The organism is Streptomyces sp. SirexAA-E (assembly GCF_000177195.2).
GTDB lineage: Bacteria > Actinomycetota > Actinomycetes > Streptomycetales > Streptomycetaceae > Streptomyces > Streptomyces flavovirens.
Window position 1 is genome coordinate 5,193,038 of the sequence record NC_015953.1, and the last position, 22,344, is coordinate 5,215,381.

The 22,344-nt window shown below is 72.6% G+C and carries 16 protein-coding genes; 13 read left to right on the top strand and 3 right to left on the bottom strand.

Annotation, left to right across the window (positions count from 1 at the left end):
* Positions 1–235: 235 nt before the first annotated feature.
* The 10 genes from SACTE_RS23335 (at position 236) to SACTE_RS23380 (ending at position 13,254) form a co-directional block, all read left to right on the top strand.
* The gene (locus SACTE_RS23335) at positions 236–2,410 is read left to right on the top strand and encodes a bifunctional diguanylate cyclase/phosphodiesterase (protein ID WP_014048480.1); all 2,175 of its coding nucleotides are present in this window, start codon (positions 236–238) and stop codon (positions 2,408–2,410) included.
* A 101-nt stretch (positions 2,411–2,511) separates the two neighbouring features.
* On the top strand, positions 2,512–2,808 hold the full coding sequence (gene gatC / locus SACTE_RS23340) for an Asp-tRNA(Asn)/Glu-tRNA(Gln) amidotransferase subunit GatC (protein WP_014048481.1): 297 nt from the start codon (positions 2,512–2,514) through the stop codon (positions 2,806–2,808).
* Between the two features lie 6 nt (positions 2,809–2,814).
* A complete protein-coding gene (gatA, locus tag SACTE_RS23345; protein ID WP_014048482.1) occupies positions 2,815–4,317 on the top strand; it encodes an Asp-tRNA(Asn)/Glu-tRNA(Gln) amidotransferase subunit GatA in 1,503 nt (500 codons plus the stop codon).
* Complete coding sequence (locus SACTE_RS23350; RefSeq protein WP_014048483.1) at positions 4,314–4,556, top strand: hypothetical protein; 243 nt, start codon at positions 4,314–4,316, stop codon at positions 4,554–4,556. The genes gatA and SACTE_RS23350 overlap by 4 nt, the downstream gene beginning before the upstream one ends.
* A gap of 16 nt (positions 4,557–4,572) precedes the next feature.
* Entirely contained in the window at positions 4,573–6,081 is a 1,509-nt protein-coding gene (gene gatB / locus SACTE_RS23355) for an Asp-tRNA(Asn)/Glu-tRNA(Gln) amidotransferase subunit GatB (protein WP_014048484.1), read from the top strand.
* Positions 6,082–6,257: 176 nt separating this feature from the next.
* Complete coding sequence (locus SACTE_RS23360; RefSeq protein WP_014048485.1) at positions 6,258–8,366, top strand: phospholipase C, phosphocholine-specific; 2,109 nt, start codon at positions 6,258–6,260, stop codon at positions 8,364–8,366.
* 152 nt (positions 8,367–8,518) lie between these two features.
* Positions 8,519–9,070 carry a GNAT family protein gene (locus SACTE_RS23365; protein ID WP_014048486.1) on the top strand — a complete coding sequence of 184 codons (552 nt, stop codon included), beginning with the start codon at positions 8,519–8,521 and terminating at the stop codon, positions 9,068–9,070.
* A gap of 35 nt (positions 9,071–9,105) precedes the next feature.
* Complete coding sequence (locus SACTE_RS23370; RefSeq protein WP_014048487.1) at positions 9,106–9,699, top strand: membrane protein; 594 nt, start codon at positions 9,106–9,108, stop codon at positions 9,697–9,699.
* Positions 9,700–9,859: 160 nt separating this feature from the next.
* Positions 9,860–10,057 (top strand): hypothetical protein, encoded by a 198-nt coding sequence (locus SACTE_RS23375; RefSeq protein ID WP_014048488.1) that lies wholly within the window; start codon positions 9,860–9,862, stop codon positions 10,055–10,057.
* Between the two features lie 62 nt (positions 10,058–10,119).
* On the top strand, positions 10,120–13,254 hold the full coding sequence (locus SACTE_RS23380) for a helix-turn-helix transcriptional regulator (protein ID WP_014048489.1): 3,135 nt from the start codon (positions 10,120–10,122) through the stop codon (positions 13,252–13,254).
* A 37-nt stretch (positions 13,255–13,291) separates the two neighbouring features.
* On the opposite strand, the gene SACTE_RS23385 is transcribed toward SACTE_RS23380, so the two are convergent.
* The 3 genes from SACTE_RS23385 to SACTE_RS23395 all read right to left on the bottom strand — a co-directional run bounded on the left by SACTE_RS23385 (position 13,292) and on the right by SACTE_RS23395 (position 16,053).
* Entirely contained in the window at positions 13,292–13,501 is a 210-nt protein-coding gene (locus SACTE_RS23385) for a hypothetical protein (RefSeq protein ID WP_014048490.1), read from the bottom strand.
* Between the two features lie 278 nt (positions 13,502–13,779).
* Positions 13,780–14,970, bottom strand: a complete 1,191-nt coding sequence (locus SACTE_RS23390; protein ID WP_026358927.1) for a PQQ-dependent sugar dehydrogenase — start codon at positions 14,968–14,970, stop codon at positions 13,780–13,782.
* Positions 14,971–15,096: 126 nt separating this feature from the next.
* Positions 15,097–16,053: an aldo/keto reductase gene (locus tag SACTE_RS23395; RefSeq protein ID WP_026358926.1), complete on the bottom strand. Its 957-nt coding sequence runs from the start codon at positions 16,051–16,053 to the stop codon at positions 15,097–15,099.
* A 127-nt stretch (positions 16,054–16,180) separates the two neighbouring features.
* Here SACTE_RS23395 and SACTE_RS23400 point away from each other — a divergent pair, with 127 nt between their 5' ends.
* The 3 genes from SACTE_RS23400 (at position 16,181) to SACTE_RS23410 (ending at position 22,344) form a co-directional block, all read left to right on the top strand.
* Entirely contained in the window at positions 16,181–17,161 is a 981-nt protein-coding gene (locus SACTE_RS23400) for a 2-hydroxyacid dehydrogenase (RefSeq protein WP_014048493.1), read from the top strand.
* Positions 17,162–17,445: 284 nt separating this feature from the next.
* Complete coding sequence (locus tag SACTE_RS23405) at positions 17,446–20,271, top strand: EAL domain-containing protein (RefSeq protein ID WP_014048494.1); 2,826 nt, start codon at positions 17,446–17,448, stop codon at positions 20,269–20,271.
* Between the two features lie 222 nt (positions 20,272–20,493).
* Positions 20,494–22,344, top strand: a complete 1,851-nt coding sequence (locus tag SACTE_RS23410) for an acetolactate synthase large subunit (protein ID WP_019992304.1) — start codon at positions 20,494–20,496, stop codon at positions 22,342–22,344.

Genomic DNA, 22,344 nt, shown 5'->3' on the forward strand with positions numbered 1-22,344 from the left:
GGGCAGGGAAGGAAACGGCGACGCACACCACCCGTTCGGCGCATATCAGACGGTGACGGGTGTCAGGTCCGCATTCGGGCAAGAGCTGAAGAGCGCTGCCCCTCGGAGCCCTTCGCGGCCTACTGTTGAACGTGCACCTGCCGTGCCCCGGCCGCGTGGTGGGATTCGGGCCGCGGTGGCATGGGAGCGGGAGCCACCGTGGGACATCGGCACCGCCGGCTGTGAGAGGGACGGAATGGAACCGACCGAGAGCGCCGCACCGGTGTCGCGGCCGAGGGGTCTGGCGGACCTCGCGAGGAAACTGGTCCCCGCGCGGACGGGCACGATCCCGACAGTGGGGGCCTTCGTCGTGGCGGTCGCCACCGCACAGCTCGCGACCGGCTTCTACCAGGCGGTCGGCGACGGCCGGGCCCTCTTCCCGGACGGTACCGCGGGCTGGTCGCTCGCGGTGCTCACCGGCGTCGTCGTCGGCCATCTCGTCGCCCTCGGGCGCGACCGCTGGTGGGGCGGCACCGGCTCCGGCGCCGCCCTCACCCTCGCGGTGCTGCTGCTGTACGGCTGGGTGCCCGCAGGACTGGTCAGCCTCGTCGTGGTGGTGCTCGTCGGCACGGCCCGCCGGCACCGCTGGCGGCAGGGGCTGCTGCACGGGGCCGTCGACATCATCGGCATCGGGGCCGCCGCCCTCGTCCTGGCCGCGTTCGGCCAGGTGGCCACCGTGGAGAGACCCTGGCGGCCACTCCACTGGGGCATCGAGGCCGTACCGGAGGTGCTCCTCGCCGCCTGCACCTATCTCCTCGTCACCCGGCTCCTGCTGTGGTACACCCGTGCCTCCCAGAGCGGCCAACTGCCCACCGTCGCCCGCACCGCCGTGCTGCGCCAAGGGCTCGTCGCCGTCGCCCTGGTCGGTATCACCCCGCTGATCTGCGTCGTGGCCTCCGCGATGCCGGTGCTGCTGCCGCTCTTCGCCGTACCGCTGATCGCCCTGGACTCCACGCTCTGGATCGCCCGCGCCCGGGCCGAGGAGCAGCTGCGGGACCCGCTGACGGGGCTGCCCAACCGGCAGTGGCTCCTGGAGCGGACCTGGACCGCGCTGGAGGAAGCCGAGGTCACCGGCGCCCGGGCCGCGCTCGTCCTCATCGACCTGGACCGCTTCCGCGCGGTCAACGACACCCTGGGCCACCTCGCCGGGGACCGGCTGCTCCTCCAGATCGCCGAACGGCTCCGGCTCGCCCTGCCCCGCGGCGCGGAGGCCGCGCGGCTCGGCGGCGACGAGTTCGCCGTCCTGCTGCCGACCACGGACTCCACCACCAGCGCACAGCGCGTCGCCCGCCACCTGGTCGCCGAGCTCTCCTCCCCGCTCGGCCTGGACGGGCTCACCCTGGTGCTGGAGGCCAGCGCCGGTGTCGCCGTCCACCCCGACCACGCGCTCGACGCCGAAGGGCTGCTCCGCCGCGCCGACGTCGCCATGTACCAGGCCAAGCGCGACCGCACCGGCGTGGAGGTGTACGAGTCCAAGCGCGACAGCAACACCCCGGACCGGCTCGGGCTGCTGGGCGACCTGCGCCGTGCCCTGGACGCCCGCGAGGTGGAGCTCCACTACCAGCCCAAGGTCCGCTTCGACGGTCAGGTCGCCGGACTCGAAGCGCTCGTACGCTGGGTGCACCCGGAGCGCGGGCGGGTCCCCCCGGACGAGTTCATCGCCATCGCGGAGTCGTCCGGCCTGATGCCGCACCTCACCGAGTACGTCCTGGAGACGGCCCTCGCCCAGGTCGCCCGGTGGCGCGCGCAGGGACTGTTCGTCCCCGTCGCCGTCAACGTCTCGCCGCGCGACGTCCACACCCCGGGCTTCGCGGGCAGCGTCGCCGCCCGGCTGGCCCGGCACGGCGTCCCGGCCGGCGCGCTGCAACTGGAGATCACGGAGCACGTGCTGCTGGAGGACCCGCAGCGCGCCGCCGACACCCTGGCCGGGCTCACCGCGCACGGCGTGAAGATGTCCCTGGACGACTTCGGCACCGGCTACTCCTCCCTGGTGCACCTGCGGAAGCTGCCCGTCAGCGAACTCAAGATCGACCGGTCGTTCGTGGCCCGGCTCGCCGTCGACACCGAGGACGCGGAGATCGTCCGCTGCACCATCGACCTGGCCCACTCGCTCGGCCTGCTGGTCGTCGCGGAGGGCGTCGAGGACGACGAGACCTGGGAGCGCCTGCGGGACCTGCGCTGCGACGCGGTGCAGGGGTGGCTGGTCGCCGCCGCGATGCCGCCCCAGGAGACCACGGCCTGGCTGCGGGCCCGCGGTGAGCACGGCTGGCGGCGGCCCGCGGAGCTGGAGGCGGCGGCGGGGGCGGCGGCCCCCGAACCGGAGCACCGGCCCGCGGGCCACGCGCTCAACCCGGGCCCGGCGACGGCCTGACGGGGCGGGCCGGGGCCTTCGGAGGCGGTGTGTCCGTCGGCGTGTCCGGCGACCCCATAGGATTGGGGCCAAACCACACACCGAACCCTGAGGATCGCTGCATGCCTGGCATCACGCGCGAGGAGGTCGCCCACCTCGCCCGGCTGGCGCGTCTGGAGCTGAAGGGCGAAGAGCTCGAACACTTCGCCGGTCAGCTCGACGACATCATCGGCGCGGTCGCCCGCGTCTCCGAGGTCGCCGACCAAGACGTACCGCCGACCTCCCACCCGCTGCCGCTGACCAACGTCATGCGGGCGGACGAGGTCCGTCCGTCGCTCACCCCCGCGCAGGCGCTCTCCGGCGCCCCGGCCCAGGAGCAGCAGCGTTTCAAGGTGCCGCAGATCCTGGGGGAGGACTAAACAGCCATGACGGACATCAGCACCATCATCAAGCTCACGGCCGCGCAGATCGCCGAGAAGATCGCCTCCGGCGAGCTGACGGCCGTCGAGGTCACCGAGGCCCACCTGGCCCGGATCGACGCCGTCGACGAGAAGGTCCACGCCTTCCTGCACATCGACCGTGAGGGCGCCCTCGCGCAGGCCCGCGCCGTCGACGCCAAGCGCGAGGCGGGCGAGAAGCTCGGCCCGCTGGCCGGCGTCCCGCTCGCGCTCAAGGACATCTTCACCACCAAGGACATGCCGACCACCGTCGGCTCGAAGATCCTCGAAGGCTGGGTGCCGCCGTACGACGCGACCCTCACCACGAAGCTGAAGGCCGCCGACGTCGTCATCCTCGGCAAGACCAACATGGACGAGTTCGCCATGGGGTCCTCCACCGAGAACAGCGCCTACGGCCCGACCGGCAACCCGTGGGACCTCACCCGGATCCCGGGCGGCTCCGGCGGCGGTTCCTCGGCCGCGCTCGCCTCCTTCGAGGCCCCGCTCGCCATCGGCACGGACACCGGCGGCTCGATCCGCCAGCCCGCGGCCGTCACCGGCACGGTCGGCGTCAAGCCCACCTACGGGGGCGTCTCCCGCTACGGCATGGTCGCCTTCTCCTCCTCCCTCGACCAGGGCGGGCCCTGCGCCCGCACGGTCCTGGACGCGGCGCTGCTGCACGAGGCCATCGGCGGACACGACCCGATGGACTCGACGTCCATCGACGCCCCGGTCCCGCCGGTCGTCGAGGCGGCGCGCAACGGCTCGGTGACGGGCATGCGCGTCGGTGTCGTCAAGCAGTTCTCGGGCGAGGGCTACCAGGCCGGTGTCGTCCAGCGCTTCAACGAGTCCGTCGAGCTGCTGAAGTCGCTCGGCGCCACCGTCGTCGAGCTGGACTGCCCGTCCTTCGACCTCGCGCTGTCGGCGTACTACCTCATCGCGCCGTCCGAGTGCTCCTCCAACCTGGCCCGCTTCGACGCCATGCGCTACGGCCTGCGGGTCGGCGACGACGGCACGCGCTCCGCCGAGGACGTCACCGCGCTCACCCGCGAGGCCGGCTTCGGCGACGAGGTCAAGCGCCGCGTCATCCTCGGTACGTACGCGCTCAGCTCCGGCTACTACGACGCGTACTACGGCTCGGCCCAGAAGGTCCGTACCCTCATCACCCAGGACTTCGAGAAGGCGTTCGAGCAGGTGGACGTCATCGTCTCGCCGACGACGCCCACCACCGCCTTCCCGATCGGCGAGCGCGCCGACGACCCGATGGCGATGTACCTCGCGGACCTGTGCACCATTCCGACCAACCTCGCCGGCAACTCCGCCATGTCGCTGCCCTGCGGCCTGGCACCGGAGGACGGCCTGCCGGTCGGACTGCAGATCATCGCCCCCGCCATGAAGGACGACCGGCTGTACAAGGTCGGAGCCGCCGTCGAGGCCGCCTTCGTGGAAAGGTGGGGGCACCCGCTGCTCGAGGAGGCTCCGTCACTATGAGCGCAATGGCTAAGAAGGCCAAGAACTTCAAGAAGTCCAAGTCCGGCGTCTACCTGTCGCTCGGCACCACCGCCTTCGGCGCGCTGAGCGTCGTCAAGCAGGCGAAGATGGCCCGCCAGGACAACGACACACTGCGGCTCATCGACGCCGCCGTGTCCGCGGCCGCGATCGTGACCGGCATGGCGATCCTCTACCGCGAACTCAAGCGTCTCGGCGACGACGACGTCCTGCTGGGCTGAGAGGGAAAGTTTCACCGTGACTGTCATCGACCTGGAGTCGTACGAGGACGCCCTCGCGACGTACGACCCCGTCATGGGCCTCGAGGTCCATGTGGAGCTCGGCACCAAGACCAAGATGTTCTGCGGCTGCTCCACGGAGCTCAAGCAGGACGCCAACTCGCAGACGTGCCCGGTCTGCCTCGGCCTGCCGGGCGCGCTCCCGGTGGTCAACGAGATCGGCGTCGAGTCCGCGATCAAGATCGGCCTCGCGCTGAACTGCCAGATCGCCGAGTGGTGCCGGTTCGCCCGGAAGAACTACTTCTATCCGGACATGCCGAAGAACTTCCAGACCTCCCAGTACGACGAGCCGATCGCCTTCGACGGCTATCTGGACGTCCAGCTGGAGGACGGCGAGATCTTCCGGGTGGAGATCGAGCGCGCCCACATGGAGGAGGACACCGGCAAGTCGACCCACGTCGGCGGTGCCACCGGCCGCATCCACGGCGCGTCCCACTCGCTGCTGGACTACAACCGCGCCGGGATCCCGCTCATCGAGATCGTCACCAAGCCGATCGAGGGCGCCGGCGCACGCGCCCCCGAGGTCGCCAAGGCGTACGTCGCCGAGCTCCGCGAGCTCATCAAGGCGCTCGGCGTCTCGGAGGCCCGGATGGAGATGGGCCAGATGCGCTGCGACGTGAACCTGTCGCTGCGTCCCAACGGCACCGAGAAGTTCGGCACGCGCTCCGAGACGAAGAACGTCAACTCGCTGCGTTCCGTCGAGCGTGCCGCCCGCTTCGAGATCCAGCGCCACGCCGCGGTGCTGAACTCCGGCGGGACGATCGTGCAGGAGACCCGGCACTTCCACGAGGAGGACGGCTCCACCACGGCCGGCCGCATCAAGGACAACGCCGAGGACTACCGCTACTTCCCCGAACCGGACCTGGTGCCGGTGGCCCCTTCCCGCGACTGGGTCGAGGAGCTCCGCAAGGGGCTCCCCGAGCTTCCCCGGCTGCGCCGCAAGCGGCTGAAGGAGGAGTGGGGTGTCAACGAGCACGACATGCAGTCCATCCTCAACGCCGGCGCGGTCGACCTGATCGTCGCCACGACGGACGCGGGCGCCCCCTCGGACCAGGCCCGCAAGTGGTGGATGGGCGAGCTCGCCCGTAACGCCAACGAGACCGGCCGCAGCCTCGACGAGCTGCCGATCACCCCGGCGCAGGTCGCCCGGGTGGCGGCGCTCGTCGCCGCGGGTGACCTCAACGACAAGCTGGCCCGCCAGGTCATCGAGGGTGTCCTCGCGGGCGAGGGCGACCCGGACACCGTCGTCGAGAAGCGCGGTCTGAAGGTCGTCTCGGACGAGGGCGCGCTGTCCACGGCCGTGGACGAGGCCATCGCGGGCAACGCGGCCGTCGCGGACAAGATCCGCGGCGGCAAGGTGGCGGCGGCGGGCGCGCTCGTCGGCGCCGTCATGAAGGCCACCCGTGGCCAGGCGGACGCGGCACGCGTGCGCGAGCTGATCCTGGAGAAGCTCGGCGTCGAGGGCTGATCCCGCAGGGCCCCTGGGGGCGGCGCACCCGTGATCCGGGTGCGCCGCCCCTTCTGCCGCGCTTGGACTTTCCGCAGTGGCCTGTTGGACGTTCATCGTCAGGCCGTGCGACGGTCTTCCGGTCGCCACCCGGCGTGGCTAGTTTCCCGCCGTAGGAACGTAACCGGGAGGCTCACTTGACCACGGACATGACACGGCGGCGGCTCTTCGCGCTCGGCGGTGGCGCACTCGGCGCCGCGGCGGCGGGATCGTTCCTGCCCCCGTCGCTCCAGGCGGCGATCGCCGCCCAGCCCGCCGCCGGGTCCGGTGGCGCGGGGCTGGACGCCATCGACCACGTGGTGATCCTCATGCAGGAGAACCGTTCCTTCGACCACTACTTCGGCACCCTGCGCGGGGTACGCGGATTCGGCGACCGCAACGCGATCGAACTGCCCTCCGGTAAGCCGGTGTTCGCGCAGCCGGGGCCGCTGGGCACCACCGTGCTGCCGTTCCCGGTGCGCGAGGCCGCGAAGACGCAGCAGAAGGACCTCCAGTACATCGGAGCCCTCGACCACTCCTGGAGCGGTGGCGCCAAGGCGTGGGCCGGTGGCTGGATGAACGGCTGGATCACCGCCAAGACGGCCGCGACCATGGCGTACTACGACCGCCGCGACATCCCGCTGCACTACGAACTCGCCGACACCTTCACCGTCTGCGACGCCTACCACTCCTCGATCCACTCCTCCACCAGCCCGAACCGCAACCACCTCTGGAGCGGGAAGACGGGCAACGAGCCGAACGGCGAGCGGGCCGTGGGCAACGACGCGTACGACGAGGGCACCCACCCCGGATACGACTGGGGCACCTACGCGGAGCGCCTGGAGAAGGCCGGGCGGAGCTGGAAGACGTACACCGAGTGGGAGAACTTCACCGACAACCAGATCGAGTTCTTCGCCACCTTCAAGGCCGTAGCCCGCAAGGCGCTGGCCAGGACCGGCGGGCACACCTACATGGAGTCCTTCTACGCCGCCGTGCGCGAAGCCGAGGGGGCGGACGAGCGCGAGCGGCTGCTGGCCCTGCTGGAGGAAGGGGTCGCCACCCTGACGGCGGCGGAGCGCAGCCTCTTCGAACGGGCGCTGCGCCGGGTCGAGACGGGAACACTCGCCGACGCGTTCGCCAAGGACGTGGCGGCCGGGACGCTGCCCGAGGTCTCCTACCTGGTCCCGTCGGCGGTGGACTCCGAGCACCCGAGCGTCTCCTCGCCGGTGCACAGCGCGACGGTCGTCTACAAGGTCCTGGACGCCCTCGGTCGGCACCCCGACGTGTGGCGGCGCACCGTCGTCCTCATCAACTACGACGAGAACGACGGGTTCTTCGACCACGTGCCGCCGCCCGTCGCGCCCGCCGAGGTGGCCGAGGAACAGTGGGAGGGCAAGCCCACCGGGCTCGGTGTGCGGGTGCCCCTGCTGGTGGTCTCGCCGTGGACGGTCGGCGGGTACGTCTGCTCGGAGGTCTTCGACCACACCTCGGTGATCCGCCTCCTGGAGCGCTGGACGGGGGTGAAGGAGCCCAACATCAGCGACTGGCGTCGCCGGGTCACCGGCGATCTCACCTCGGCCTTCGACTTCTCCCGGGCACGCCGGCAGCCGAACACGGAACGGCCCGCCGCGATCCCGCCGTTCGGTGGACGGTGGCAGCCCCGGCCGCCGGCCGACCAGCAGATGCCCGTCCAGGAGCCGGGATCCCGTCCGGCCAGGCCCCTGCCGTACCAGCCGGACGCGCAGGCGAGGCGGGTGGACGGGGCGCTGCGGGTGGCCCTCAGCAACACCGGCCGGTCGTCCGCGCACTTCGCGCTCTACCCGTACGCGAACGAGTTCCCCGCTCCGCAGCACCGGGACGTCCTGGGCACCGCGCAGTGGACGGTGCCGCTGACCGGCGGCGGCTATCGCTTCACGGTCACCGGGCCGAACGGTTTCCGCCGCGAGTTCGAGGGGGCCGCCGACGGCGGCGCCGAACTCACCTCCCGCATCGACGCCCGCGAGCGTGACCTCCACCTCACGCTGCGCAACAACGGCACGCGGCCGCTGACCTTCACCGTGCGGCCGCTGGGATACGTCGACGAGGACGACCTGCGGGACTGGACCCGGACGATCAAGGTGAAGCCGGGGCGCAGCCGTACGGTCGTGCACTCGGCGGCCGACGAGCACGGCTGGTACGACCTCGTGGTGACGGCCGAGGGGGAGGGCTCCTTCCGGCGCCGGCTGATGGGCCACATCGAGAACGGCAGGGCGAGCGTCTCGGGCTGACCGGCAGGCCCCGCGCCGGGCGGGAGGGCCCGGCCCCGGGACGCGTACGGCCGCCGGACGGCCCGGCGCCGCATGCGAAGATCACGGGGGCGCCCACCGGCGACGCGGACCGGCCCGTCGCGCTGCGCGTCCGCCGACACGAAGGAGTCGTTGTGTTCGCGATGCCCCTCGGGGACGACGGGGCGCAGCTGCGCCCGCTGGAACCCTGGCAGGCGCAGGAGTTCCTCGCCCACATGGACCGGGCACGCGGCCTGGTCGACCCCTGGATCCCCTTCGCCGCGGCCGCCACGGACCTCGACTCCGCGCGGGCGCTGCTCCAGCGGTACGCCGACAAGCAGGCGGCCGACACCGGACGGATCTACGGGATCTGGCTCGACGGCACCCTGGTCGGCGGGGTCCTGTTCCGGATCTTCGAGGCGGCGACCGGCGTCTGCGAGATCGGCTGCTGGCTGGAGCCGGCCGGCCAGGGCCGGGGGCTGGTGCACCGCGCCTCCCGCAAGCTCATGGAGTGGGCGTTCGACGTCCGCGGGATGCACCGGGTCGAATGGATCGCCTCCGCGGCCAACACCCGCAGCGTCGCCGCGGCCGAACGGCTCGGGATGACCCGCGAAGGGGTGCTGCGCGAGGCCTTCCTGCACCACGGTGAACGGCACGACGAGGAGATCTGGGCCGTCCTGGCCTCCGAGTGGCGGGCGGCGCGTTAAGCGCGCTCTCATACGGGGCCCCTAGCGTGCGCCTCATGGACACCACCCCCTCCACCCCTGTCACGCACGACGACCACGACGAAGAAGGGAAGACGACGACCGAGGAGAAGGCCGCGCCCGCCCCGACCGGGACGGCCGCCCCCTCGGACGCCCCGGAGGACGCGGTCCCGGACTCTTCCGACGAGGACTCGCCGGAGCCCGACCCCTACGACGAGGCCGAGGCCGCCGCGTCCACCGGTGCCGGGACGGGCGCCGCGGCCGTCGTCTCCGCCGGGCTCGGTGTCGTCTCCCTCTGCGGGGCCTGGACCGGCCGTGTGGCCGCCGAACGCGAGACCCTGATCGGCCAGATCCAGACCTCGTCGGGCGGCAGCGCCGCCCAGCAGATCTCCGAGATCTACGGTGACGCCTGGCACACCACGGCCTTCGTCAACGGACTGTTCGCGCTGCTCGCCCTGCTCGTCGGCGTCTTCGTCCTTCTCCGCCCCGCCTTCGGCACCCCGTCCGCCCAGCCGCAGCCCGGTTGGATCCGCTCCGTCGCCCGGGCCGGAATCGCGCTCGGGACACTGGGCGTACTCATCTCCCTCGGCATGTACTTCGACCTCTTCCTGTCCATGCCCAGCGCCGGCTGAGGCCCCCGGGGCCGCACCTAAGGCACTCACCCGGCAGGACTGAGGCCCCCCGGGCGCCGGGATGCGGCACACGCCCGATGCGGCGGCACCCCCTCCCCGACGAGAGTGGGACCACGGCAAGGAGCCGAGGCCCCGAGGGCCGTCGACAGGGGGAGAGACCATGTACGCCTACGAACTGCACCAGGCCCGCAGCGCCGAATTGATCCGCCGGGCCGAAGCGCGGCGGACCGTCCGCGAGGCCGTCCTCGCCCGCCGGGCCGCCCGCATCGCGGCCCGGGCCGAGGCCCGCGTCAGCGGGCAGGACGGTCCCGGGAGGCGGGTGAGCGGGGACCCCGGCCGGTTCGCGCGTGCCGCCTGAGACGGAGCACGGCACCGGACCCGCGCCCCTGCTCCCACGTCGTCGAATGGAAGACCCCGGCCATGGGTGACAGCACGGCCGGGGCCCCGGTACCGCTCCACGAGGCGGCCGGGGCCCCGGCGTTGTCGTACGCGTATGCGATGCTCGGCGCTGTGGAGACCAACACCGTCAGTCCCGTCTTCGTCGGCCGGGCCGGGGAACTCGCCTCGCTCACCGGGACGCTCGTCCGCGCTTCGGCGGACGAGCCCCAGGCACTCCTCGTCGGAGGCGAGGCAGGGGTCGGGAAGACCCGGCTGGTCGAGGAGTTCCTCGCCGTCGCGTGCCGCCGTGAGGCCGTCGTGGCCGTCGGCGGCTGTGTGGAGATCGGCGCCGAGGGCCTTCCGTACGCCCCCTTCGCCACCGCTCTGCGCGCCCTGCGCCGGGCCCTGCCCGACGAGCTGGCGCGTGCGCTGGCCGGCCAGGAAGGTGAACTGGCCCGGCTGCTGCCCGAGTTGGGCGAGACCGAGCGCGCGTCCAACGACGAGCACGGCACCGCGCGCCTCTTCGAGCTCACCGTCCGGCTGCTGGAACGCGTCTCCGCGACCCGCACCGTCGTCCTCGTCCTGGAGGACCTCCACTGGGCCGACGCCTCCACCCGCCACCTCCTCTCCTACCTCTTCCGGACCCTGCGCCGCGGACGCCTCGTCGTGATCGGTACCTACCGGGCCGACGACGTCCACCGCCGCCACCCGCTGCGTCCGCTCCTGGCCGAGCTGGACCGGCTCCGTACGGTCGGACGCATCGAGCTGAACCGGTTCAGCCGCGCCGAGGTCGGCCGGCAGCTCACCGGGATCCTCGCCGTGGCCCCGGAGGCCGCCCTCGTCGACGAGATATTCGAGCGCTCCGACGGCAACGCCTTCTTCGTCGAGGAACTCGCCCGCACCGTCGAGTGCTGCGGCGACAGTTCGGGGCTGTCCGACTCCCTGCGCGACCTCCTCCTCGTACGCGTCGAGACGCTGTCCGACGACGCCCAGCGGGTCGTGCGGATCGTCGCCGAGGGCGGTTCCACCGTCGAGCACCGGCTCCTCGCCGCCGTGGCCGGGCTCACCGACGACGACCTCGACGAGGCGCTGCGCGCCGCCGTCGGCGCCAACATCCTGCTGCCCGCCCCCGACCTGGACGGATACCGCTTCCGGCACTCCCTGGTCCGCGAGGCCGTCAGCGACGACCTGCTCCCCGGCGAACGCTCCCGGCTCAACCGCCGCTACGCCGAAGCCCTCGAAGCCGACCCGGGGCTCGTCCGCGCCGACGAGCGCGCCGCCCGGCTCGCCAGCTACTGGTACGCCGCCCACGACCCGGCCAAGGCGCTGCCCGCCGTCCTGCGGGCCTCCGTCGAGGCCCGCGGCCGCTACGCCCACTCCGAGCAACTGCGACTCCTGGAGCGGGCCATGGAGCTCTGGGACGACGTACCCGAGGCCGTCCGCGCCACCCTGCGCCCCCTCGACTACGCCGAGGTCTACCCCGGCTGCGGCTGTGACACGGCCGCCCCGCTGCGCTACCTCGACCTGATGGCCGAGGCGACCGTCGCCGCGCGCTTCGGCGGCGACCGCGAACGGGCCCTGACCATCGCGAAGAAGGCACTGCGGGTACTGGACGGCGAGGACGACCCGCTGCGCGCCGCCTGGTTCTGGGTCCAGCGCTCCTCCCTGATGCAGAACCTCTCCCGGGGCGACGGATGGCAGGAGCTCGCCACCGCCCAAGAGCTGGTGCGCGGACTGCACCCCTCGGCGGTGCACGCCGACGTGCTGGCCAGCGTGGCGAGCTGGGGGGCGCTGCACCGGCCGGGACCGGACACACTGGCCGCCGCCGACCGGGCCGTGGAGTACGCGCGGCTCGTCGGCGAGGAGTACATCGAACTGCACGCCCGGCTCACCCGAGGCTGGCTCACCATCGACGCGGGGGGTGTCGAGGAGGGGCTGGCCGAGATGTACGCCGTCCGCGACCGCGCCGACGTGCTCCACCTGGTGGGCGTGATGAGCCGCGCCAGTATCAATCTGCCCTCCTCGCTGGAGTCGGCGGGCCGTTCGCCGGAGGCCGTGGCCGCCGCCGACCACGGCATCGGGATCTGCCACAGCCACGGGCTGCCCGACTCGGAGGCGTGGGTCCGGGCCAACCAGTCGGAGTCCTACTTCTCGCTGGGGCACTGGAAGGAGAGCAGAGCGGCGACCGACGCCGCGGCCCTGCTCTCCCGGTCCCGTAAGTCCCAGGGCCTGGTCGCCTCGCGTCGTACCGAACTCGCCCTTGCGCAGGGCGACTTCACCGAGGCCGAGGAGCAGCTCGCGCTGAACAGACGGCTGTTCGGAGTCCACGACCGCCAGCCCCAGCACCAGATCAACCCCGTCCGGCACACCATGGTCATCGCCGCCGAGCAGGGGCGCGTCGCCGAGGCGCGGGCCGCCTTCGAGGCGCGGTCCGACGAAGGATTCCCGCCGGGCACCCAGCGATACGCGCTGCCGCTGCTGTACGTCGCCGCGACGATCGAGGCCGACGCCCGGGGGCTGCCCGCCACCGAGCCCGGCCGGCCGGCCGTACTGGAACGGATCAGGGGGCACCTCAAGCGGCTCCCCGTCCTCGTACCGGTCTGGGCCGCCTACGGGACGCTGGTCGAGGCCGAGCTGGCGCGGGCGGAGGGGACGGACACCCCCGAGGACTGGGCCCGGGCCGCCGCGGCCTTCGGCCCGCTGCGCCGACCCTACGAGCTCGCCCAGGTCCGGCACCGGTGGGCGGAGTCCGTCATCGCCGCCTCCGGAGACCGGGGCACGGCCACGGAACTCCTGCGCGAGGCCCACACGGTGGCCGAGCGGCTCGGAGCGCTGCCCCTGGCGAAGAACATCGGGCTGCTCGCCCGGCGCGCCCGCATCGCCCTGACCGGGCCGGCCGACCACGGCCGGGCGGGCGGCCCCGGCGGCGAGGACGGGGAGACGCTCTCCGAGCCCGCGGCGGACGCGGTCGAGTCCTTCGGGCTGACCTCCCGCGAGCAGGAGGTGCACCGGCTGGTCGCGGCCGGCTACACCAACCGCCGCATCGCGGAGGAGCTGTACATCTCACCGAAGACGGCGAGCGTGCACGTCTCCAACATCCTGGCCAAGCTGGGCGTGGCCAGCCGCGGCGAGGCGGCCGCCCTGGCCCACCGCTTCCGGCTGTACGCGGCGGGCTGAGCCGGTCCGCGGTGCGGAGCCGGCTCCCGCGGACCGCCTAAGGGCGCGGCCCGCCCGCCGTGCCCGCCTCGTCCGGGCCGTCGGCCTCCTCCGGCGTCCCAGGGACGTCCGGGTCCGGGTCGTCGGTCTCCTCGGGCGCCTCCGGGACGTCCGTGCCCGGCCCGTCGGCCTCCTCGGGTGTCCCCGGGACGTCCGCGCCCGGGACCTCCGCTCCGGGGGTGCCGGGCTCGTCCGGTGTTCCTTGCATGTCTGCTCCTGGGTCGTCCGTGTGGTGCGGTCCTCCCGGCACTCCTGCCCCCGGATGCCGGAGTGTGACCTTGCCGGAGGTGAGGTCTGTCGGGCCGCGAGCCGGGTCGCCGATCCCGAGGTCCTCGCGGCTCGGCTCCAGCCGCTCGCGTTCCTCGCCGTGTGCCTGCGGCCGGGCGCGAACAGCTCCGAGAAGAGTCGAACACCGGTCGTGCTCCCTCCGTCAGGCCGCCCGGACGGTCGTCACCGCACCTTCGGGTCGGGCCGCCCGGACGGTCGTCACCGCACCTTCAGCAGCAGGATCCGGTCGTCCCCCTGCTTCGGGGTCCCGCGTCCGTCCGTGTTGCTCGTGACCAGCCACAGCGTGTCGCCGCCCGCCGCCACCACGGTGCGCAGCCTTCCGTACTTCCCTTCGAGGAACGCCTGAGGGGCCGCCGAAGGTTCCTCGCCCGGCGTGCCCGACAGCGGGATCCGCCACAGCCGCTCGCCGCGCAGCCCCGCCATCCAGATGGAGCCCTGGGCGTAGGCGATGCCGCTCGGGGACGCCTCGGAGGTCTTCCACTGGGCCACCGGGTCGACGTACCCCGCCTCGCCCTTCTCACCCTCGACCTCGGGCCAGCCGTAGTTCTTGCCGGGCTCGATCGCGTTGAGCTCGTCCCAGGTGTCCTGGCCGAATTCCGAGGCCCACAGGCGCTTCCGCTCGTCCCAGGCCAGCCCCTGCACATTGCGGTGGCCCCAGGAGTACACCACCGAGTCGGCGGACGGGTTGCCGTGCACCGGCTCGCCGTCGGGCGTCATCCGCAGGATCTTGCCCGCGAGGGACTTCTCGTCCTGGGCCAGACCCGTGTCACCGGTCTCGCCCGTGCCCGCGTACAGCATGCGGTCCGGGCCGAAGGCGATCCGGCCGCCGTTGTGGACGGAACCCTTCGGGATGCCCCGCAGGATGGTGTCCGGGGCGCCCAGCTGCTGTCCGGCCGGCTTCGCCTCGTCGTACTGAAGACGGGCGATGCGGTTGTCCGACTCGGTGGTGAAGTAGGCGTACACCAGGTGGTCCGCGCCGTACGTCGGTGCGACCGCGAGCCCCAGGAGGCCACCCTCACCCGCCGGAGAGACCCCCGGCACGGTGCCCACCTCCGTCTTCTTCCCGCTCTCCCCGTCGATCCGGGTGATCGTCGCGTCGTCGCGCGAGGCCACCAGCAGATCACCCCCGGGCAGCGGCGCCAGCCCCCAGGGGGACGACAGCTTCTCCGTCAGCGTGGACACCACGTCCACCGACCCCTTGGCCGGCGGCCGCTTCGCGGGCGGACTCGACGAGGCCGCCGGGGACGAGGCGGAGCCCGCCGGAGGAGTGGGGGAGCCGTCCGAGGACGCCGGGCCGCCGTCCTCGGAGGCGCAGCCGGCCGACAGCAGCAGGGAGGCGGCGGCCAAGGCCGCCACCACCCCCTTGCGCCCTTTGCGCCCGTTGTGCACCTTGCGTTCCTCGTGCGCCGCGGGAGTTTGCACAGGACCGATCCTTTCGACGGCGAACATCACCACTGTTCATACACTGCTGCCCGCCGTGGCTCCCCGATCTCCCCGCATTCCTCCGCCGACGGGTCAGTCCCACGACCCGCGTGCCGGGGGCAGCCGAGCGATCTCGGCCAGGTCCCGTTCGGTGAGCTCCAGTTCGGCGGCCCCGACGTTCTCCACGGCCCACCGCTCATGCTTGGTCCCGGGGACGGGCACCACGTGGCCGCCCTGCCGGAGCACCCACGCCAGCGCCACCTGCGCCGGGGTCGCGCCGTGCCGCTCGGCCACCCGCCGCAGCCCCACGACCACCGGCTGGTTCGCGGCCATCATCTCCGCGGTGAACCGGGGGTGCCGGGCCCGCGGATCGTCCGGCTCGAAACCCATCCCGGGCTTGAGCGTCCCCGTCAGATAGCCGTTGCCGAGCGGCATCGCGGCCAGCACGCCCACGCCCCGGGCCGCACACCACGGCACCAGGTCGTCGAGCGCCCGGGGCGACCACACGGAGAGCTCGGCCTGGACCGCGCTGACGGGGAAGACCTGCTGTATCCGCTCCAGCTGCCGGACCGTCGTGTCGTACGTCCGGGAACCCGGCCGGCGCCCCGCGCGCGCTCCGACCGCGCACAGACCGAGCGCCCGCACCTTGCCCGCGGTCACCAGCTCCGCCATCGCGCCCCAGGTCTCCTCCACCGGCACCTCGGGGTCGGCCCGGTGGAGCTGGTAGAGGTCGATCACATCGGTCTGCAGCCGCCGCAGCGAGGCGTCGCAGGCGCGGCGGACGTATCCCGGGCGGCCGTTGGCGACGATGTGCTGGTCGCCGACCAGCAGTCCGCACTTGGTCGAGAGGAAGGCGTCCGAGCGGCGTCCCTTCAACGCCCGCCCGATCAGCAGCTCGTTGGTGAACGGCCCGTACATGTCGGCCGTGTCGAGCAGCCGGACCCCCGCGTCCAGGGCGGCGTGCACCGTGCGCAGCGAACGGTCACCACGCTGCTGCGACGTGCTGTAGGCCCAGCTCATCGGCATGCACCCCAGCCCGACAGCGCCCACGGCCAGCCCCGCCGCACCGATTGTCCTGCGCACTCCCCGAACCCTCCCTCGGTCCCGTCGTCGCAGGACCACACCGCACCCCAAAAGTAACCTCTGCCGTTCCGCGCCCTCGCATAGCCTCCTGACCATGACTTCGACACCTGCCGCCACCCCCGCCCCGGCCCCGGGACCCGCCCCCGACGTCTGGCTGCCGATCGCTGCCGAGGAGATCGACGGACTCCCCGAGGGTCTCAACTACCGCTTCTGGGACGGCGGGCGGGACTATCCGGCGGACCCCGCGAACTGCGCGTTCTACGTCGTCCCGTACATGAAGGGCCCGCAGGTGGCGCTCCGGCCGCTGGAGCACATGAGCACCGTGCGGGTCGTGCAGACCCTCTCCGCGGGCATCGACCACGTCGAACCGGGACTGGCCCGGCTGCCCGCCGGGGTGCGGCTCTGCAACGCCAAGGGCGTCCACGAGGCGTCGACCGCGGAGCTCGCCCTCGCCCTGGTCCTCGCCTCGCTGCGCGGGATCCCCGGCTTCGTGCACGGCCAGGACGAGGAGGAGTGGCGGTCCGGCTTCTACCCCGCGCTCGCCGACAAAACGGTGCTCGTCGTCGGTTACGGATCGATCGGCGCGGCCATCGAGGACCGGCTCGAACCCTTCGAGTGCGCGCGGGTCGTGCGCGTCGCGCGCTCCGCCCGGACAACCGGGCGCGGCCCCGTACACGCGCTCGACGAGCTGCCCGCTCTGTTGCCCGAGGCCGACATCGTCATCCTGTCCACCCCGCTGAACGCCTCCACGCAAGGGCTGGTCGGGGCCGAGTTCCTCGCCGCGATGCGGGACGGCGCCCTGCTCGTGAACGTGGCGCGCGGCGCGGTCGTCGACACCCAGGCACTGCTGCCCGAACTGGAGTCCGGCCGACTGCACGCCGCCCTGGACGTCACCGATCCGGAACCGCTGCCCGAGGGCCACCCGCTCTGGCATGCTCCCCAGGTCCTGATCTCCCCCCATGTGGGGGGCAGCACCTCGGCGTTCCTGCCCCGTGCGAAGCGTCTGCTGGCCGGACAGCTGTCCCGGTTCGCCGCGGGGGAGCCGGTCCGCAACGTCGTGCTCACCACCGGCTGACCGCGCCGCGGACCGGCCCGGCAGCGCTCCGGACGGGCCAACACCGCAGGTGGTAACGGAGAGTAGAGAACTTATGGCCCTGCGTGACCAACCTGGTGTATCGTCCAGATGGGGCTGCGCCAGAGAAGGGACGGCGCCGGGCGGGAGTGTCACGCGAGGGGGCGACGGGCGATGCACGGCCAGTGGAAAGGCGATCCGGCGCCGCGGTGCGGCCGGACACGGTCAGGAGTGCCGATGCGGTCAGTGGTGCCGGGGGCGCCGGGCCGGCCCCGGGGAGCTCTCCGGTGAGCGCCCTCGCGGCCCTGCTCTCCCGGCCGGCCTCCGGCCGCGGTACGGGCCTGCGCTCGCAGATCCTGCTCGCCTTCGTCTGCGCGGGATACGCGGTGGGCGCGGGGGTCGGCTGGGGATCGGCCGGACTGGCGCTCTTCATGGGGGACTTCGGCCTCAGCATCGCGGCCCTGATCGCCGCGGTCTCCTGCTTCGTCTACGCCCGCCGCAGCGAGAGCAGGCTCCGGCCCGCCTGGCTGCTGTTCTCGCTCTCCTCCGCGATGGCCGCCGGCGGCAACGCGGTCTGGGGCTGGTACGAGGTGGTGCTGAGCCGCGCCGTGCCCTCACCGTCCCTCGCCGACCTCTTCTTCCTCTGCTTCGCGCCCCCGGCCATCGTGGGTCTGCTCGTCCTCGCCAAGCGGCCCGTCAACCGGGCCGGCTGGGTCTGCCTGGCGCTGGACTCCTGGCTGATCGGCGGGTCGTTGCTGACGCTCTCCTGGAGCCTCGCGCTCGCCCACACCGCCCATGTGGCCAACGCCGGCGGGGAGAGTGTCGCCAGAGCGGCGCTCACGCTCGCCTACCCGCTGCTCGACATCGTGCTGGTCTCCATGGTGCTGGCCCTGCACTTCCGGCGGATCAGTGTGAACCGCTCGGCGGTGAACACCGCCATCGCCGGACTCGCCCTGACCGTCCTGTGCGACGCCCTGTTCACCTCGCCGCTGCTGCGATCGGCCTACCACTCGGGGCAGTTGCTGGACGCGGGCTGGTTCGCCGGCTCCCTGCTCCTCGCGTACGCCCCCTGGGGCGCCCGCCGCGCCCCGGACAACGCTGTCGGGACCGGTCGCGCGCCCCGGGGCACGAGCCGCCCGATCGCCGGGTCGCTCGCCGCCCTCACCCCGTACCTGGCGGCGGCCGTCTGCACCCTGGGCATCCTGTACAGCGTGGTCGACGGGCGCAGGCCCGACCGGGTCGTGGTGGTCACCGGCTGCGCCGTCGTGCTGGCCCTGGTCGTCCGCCAGGCGATCATGCTCCTGGACAACATCGCGCTCACCCAGGAGCTGGCCGAGAAGGAGAACCACTTCCGCTCCCTGGTGCAGGGCTCCAGCGACGTCATCATGATCGCCGAGCCGACCGGTGTGCTGCGCTACGTCAGCCCCGCCGCCGCCGGGGTCTACGGCCGTGCCGCGGAGGACCTCATGGGCACCCAGCTGCCCGCGATCATCCACCCCGACGACCTGGGACCCGTCGTCCACGAGGTGCGCAGATTCCTCGCCGCCCCGCCCCGCGAGGAGCCCACCACCCGGATCGAGTGCCGCTTCAGATCCGGCACCGGCGAATGGCTCCACGTCGAGTCGACCGTCAACCGCCACCAGGGCGGCCTGCTGCTCAACAGCCGCGACGTCACCGAGCGCGTCAGGCTCCAGGAGCAGTTGCAGCACAACGCCGAGCACGACCCGCTCACCGACCTGCCCAACCGCGCCCTGTTCACCGCCCGGGTGGCCCAGGCGCTCGGCGGCCGGCGTACCGGCGACGCGGGCACCGCGGTGCTCTTCATCGACCTCGACGGCTTCAAGGCGGTCAACGACACCATCGGCCACCAGGCGGGCGACGAGCTGCTCGTCCAGGCCGCCCGCCGGCTCCAGGACTCCGTCCGGGCCTGGGACACCGCCGCGCGCCTGGGCGGCGACGAGTTCGCCGCGCTCATCGTCGGCGACGGCACCGGCGACCAGGCCGCCCGGGAGTACCAGGTCCACGAGATCGCCGAGCGGCTGCGCCTCACGCTCTCCCAGCCGTACCGCATCGGCGGCCGCGAGGTCCGGGTGGCCGCCTCCATCGGCGTCGCCTTCGCCGAGCCCGGCATCACCCCCAAGGACCTCATGCGCAACGCCGACCTGGCGATGTACCGCGCCAAGGCGGGGGGCAAGGACCGGGTCGAGCTGTACGCCCCGCAGATGCAGGCCGAGGTCGTCCGCCGCTCCGAGCTGGCGGCGCGGTTGCGTACGGCCGTGAGTGACGGGGAGTTCGCGCTGCTGCACCAGCCGGTCGTCCACCTCGCCAGCGGAACGGTCGCGGCCGTCGCCGCCCAGGCCCGCTGGCGCTCCGCCCAGGGCATCCTCTTCACTCCCGCCGAGTTCCTCCGGGTGGCCGGGGACAGCGACCGCGCGGCCGAGCTGGGCGGCTGGCTGCTGGAGGAGGCCGTCGAGCAGGCCGCCGACCGGGCCAGGGCCGGTCATCCGGTCGCCGTCTCGGTGCGGGTGTCGGCCGGCCGGCTGCTGGACCGCGCACTGCCCCACGGCTCGGTCGAGAGCCTCCTCACCCGGCACGGGCTGCCCTCCGGCGCGCTGATGATCGAAGTCGCCGACAACGACCCCCGGGTCTCCTTCGACGACCTGGAACAGCGGCTGGTCGCCCTGCGCAGACTCGGCGTAAGGATCGCGCTCGACGGCTTCGGCAACGGCTACGCCGCGGTCAACGCCCTGCGCAGGCTCCCCGTCGACGTGCTGAAGCTCGACCGGAACCTCGTCGAGGGGGTCGTGGAGTCGGCCCGGCTGCACAAGATCACCAGCGGGTTGCTGCGCATCGCCTGCGACCTCGGCATGCAGTCCGTCGCCGACGGGGTCGACGGGCCCGAACAGGTCCGCGCGCTGCGGGCCATGGGATGCACGCACGGCCAGGGCATGGCCTTCTCCGGGCCCGTGGACGAGTACCGGCTGCGGCGCACCCTGGTCCGGGGGAGGTTCCCGGTCGCGGGCGCCGGCCCGGTGGCGCAGCCCGTCCTGGCCGGCGGCTGGATCCCGCTCCAGGGCCGCTCACATGATGAGACGCCCGTCCCACCCACTTGACACCGCGGGCGCCCCGGAGAGAGGGTCAATGCCATGCGCACCCGAATTCTCGTACTTGGAAAGCGCGTCGGCTGAAGCAGGGTCACTCATGGACATCCTGCGGACCGCACCGGCGCGCTCCCCTCGCTTGCCTCACGGCACGAGGGGTTTTTTGTTGCACCGGTGGCCCTCAAAACACCACAAACACCCCGCATCAACACCAGCTTCGAGAAGAGAATGCCGATGACCGAGCAGGCCACCGGGGCCCAGCACCCGCAGCCGCGGGCCCGTAACGGCGGACCGTCCTCCGCCTCCGTCGAGTTCCTCACGGGCGCGCAGTCCCTCATCCGTTCTCTCGAGGAAGTCGGGGCCGACACCGTATTCGGGCTCCCCGGCGGCTGCATCCTTCCGGCGTACGACCCGCTGATGGACTCCACCCGGGTCCGCCACATCCTGGTCCGCCACGAGCAGGGCGCCGGTCACGCCGCGACCGGTTACGCGCAGGCCACCGGCAAGGTCGGTGTCTGCATGGTCACCTCGGGCCCGGGCGCCACCAACCTGGTCACCCCGATCGCCGACGCGGCGATGGACTCCGTGCCGCTGGTCGCGATCACCGGCCAGGTGGCCTCGGGGGCCATCGGCACGGACGCCTTCCAGGAAGCCGACATCTGCGGCATCACCATGCCGATCACGAAGCACAACTTCCTGGTCACCCGCGCCGAGGACATCGCCCACACGATCGCCGAGGCCTTCCACATCGCCTCCACCGGCCGCCCGGGACCGGTCCTGGTCGACATCGCCAAGGACGCGCTGCAGGCCAAGACCACCTTCAGCTGGCCCCCGGCCATGGACCTGCCCGGCTACCGCCCGGTCACCAAGCCGCACGCCAAGCAGATCCGCGAGGCCGCCAAGCTCATCACCCAGGCCCAGCGCCCGGTGCTGTACGTCGGCGGCGGGGTCCTCAAGGCCGGCGCCACCGCCGAGCTCAAGGTCCTGGCGGAGCTGACCGGAGCGCCCGTCACCACCACCCTGATGGCGCTCGGCGCCTTCCCCGACAGCCACCCGCAGCACGTGGGGATGCCCGGCATGCACGGTTCGGTCACCGCCGTCACCGCGCTGCAGAAGGCCGACCTGATCGTCGCGCTCGGAGCCAGGTTCGACGACCGCGTCACCGGCAAGCTGGACAGCTTCGCGCCGTACGCCAAGATCGTCCACGCCGACATCGACCCGGCCGAGATCGGCAAGAACCGCGCCGCCGACGTGCCGATCGTCGGTGACGCCCGCGAGGTCATCGCCGACCTCGTCCAGGCCGTCCAGGCCGAGCACACCGAGGGCCGCACCGGCGACTACAGCGCCTGGTGGAAGGACCTCGACCGCTGGCGCGAGACCTACCCGGTCGGCTACGACCTGCCCGAGGACGGCAGCCTCTCCCCGCAGCAGGTCATCCAGCGCATCGGCCAACTGGCCCCGGAGGGCACGGTCTTCGCGGCGGGTGTCGGCCAGCACCAGATGTGGGCCTCCCACTTCATCGACTACGAGCAGCCCGCCACCTGGCTCAACTCCGGCGGCGCCGGGACGATGGGCTACGCGGTCCCGGCCGCGATGGGCGCCAAGGCCGGCATGCCGGACCGCACGGTCTGGGCGATCGACGGCGACGGCTGCTTCCAGATGACCAATCAGGAGCTCACCACCTGCGCGCTCAACAACATCCCGATCAAGGTCGCCATCATCAACAACGGCGCCCTCGGGATGGTCCGCCAGTGGCAGACCCTCTTCTACAACCAGCGGTACTCCAACACCGTGCTGCACTCCGGGGCGGACGCGGACGGCGTCCCCGCCAAGGGCACCCGCGTCCCCGACTTCGTCAAGCTGTCGGAGGCCATGGGCTGCTACGCGATCCGCTGCGAGGACCCCGCCGACCTGGACAAGGTCATCGCCGAGGCCAACGCGATCAACGACCGCCCGGTCGTCATCGACTTCATCGTCCACGAGGACGCCATGGTGTGGCCGATGGTCGCCGCCGGCACCTCCAACGACGAGGTCATGGCCGCCCGTGGCGTCCGCCCCGACTTCGGCGACAACGAAGACGACTGA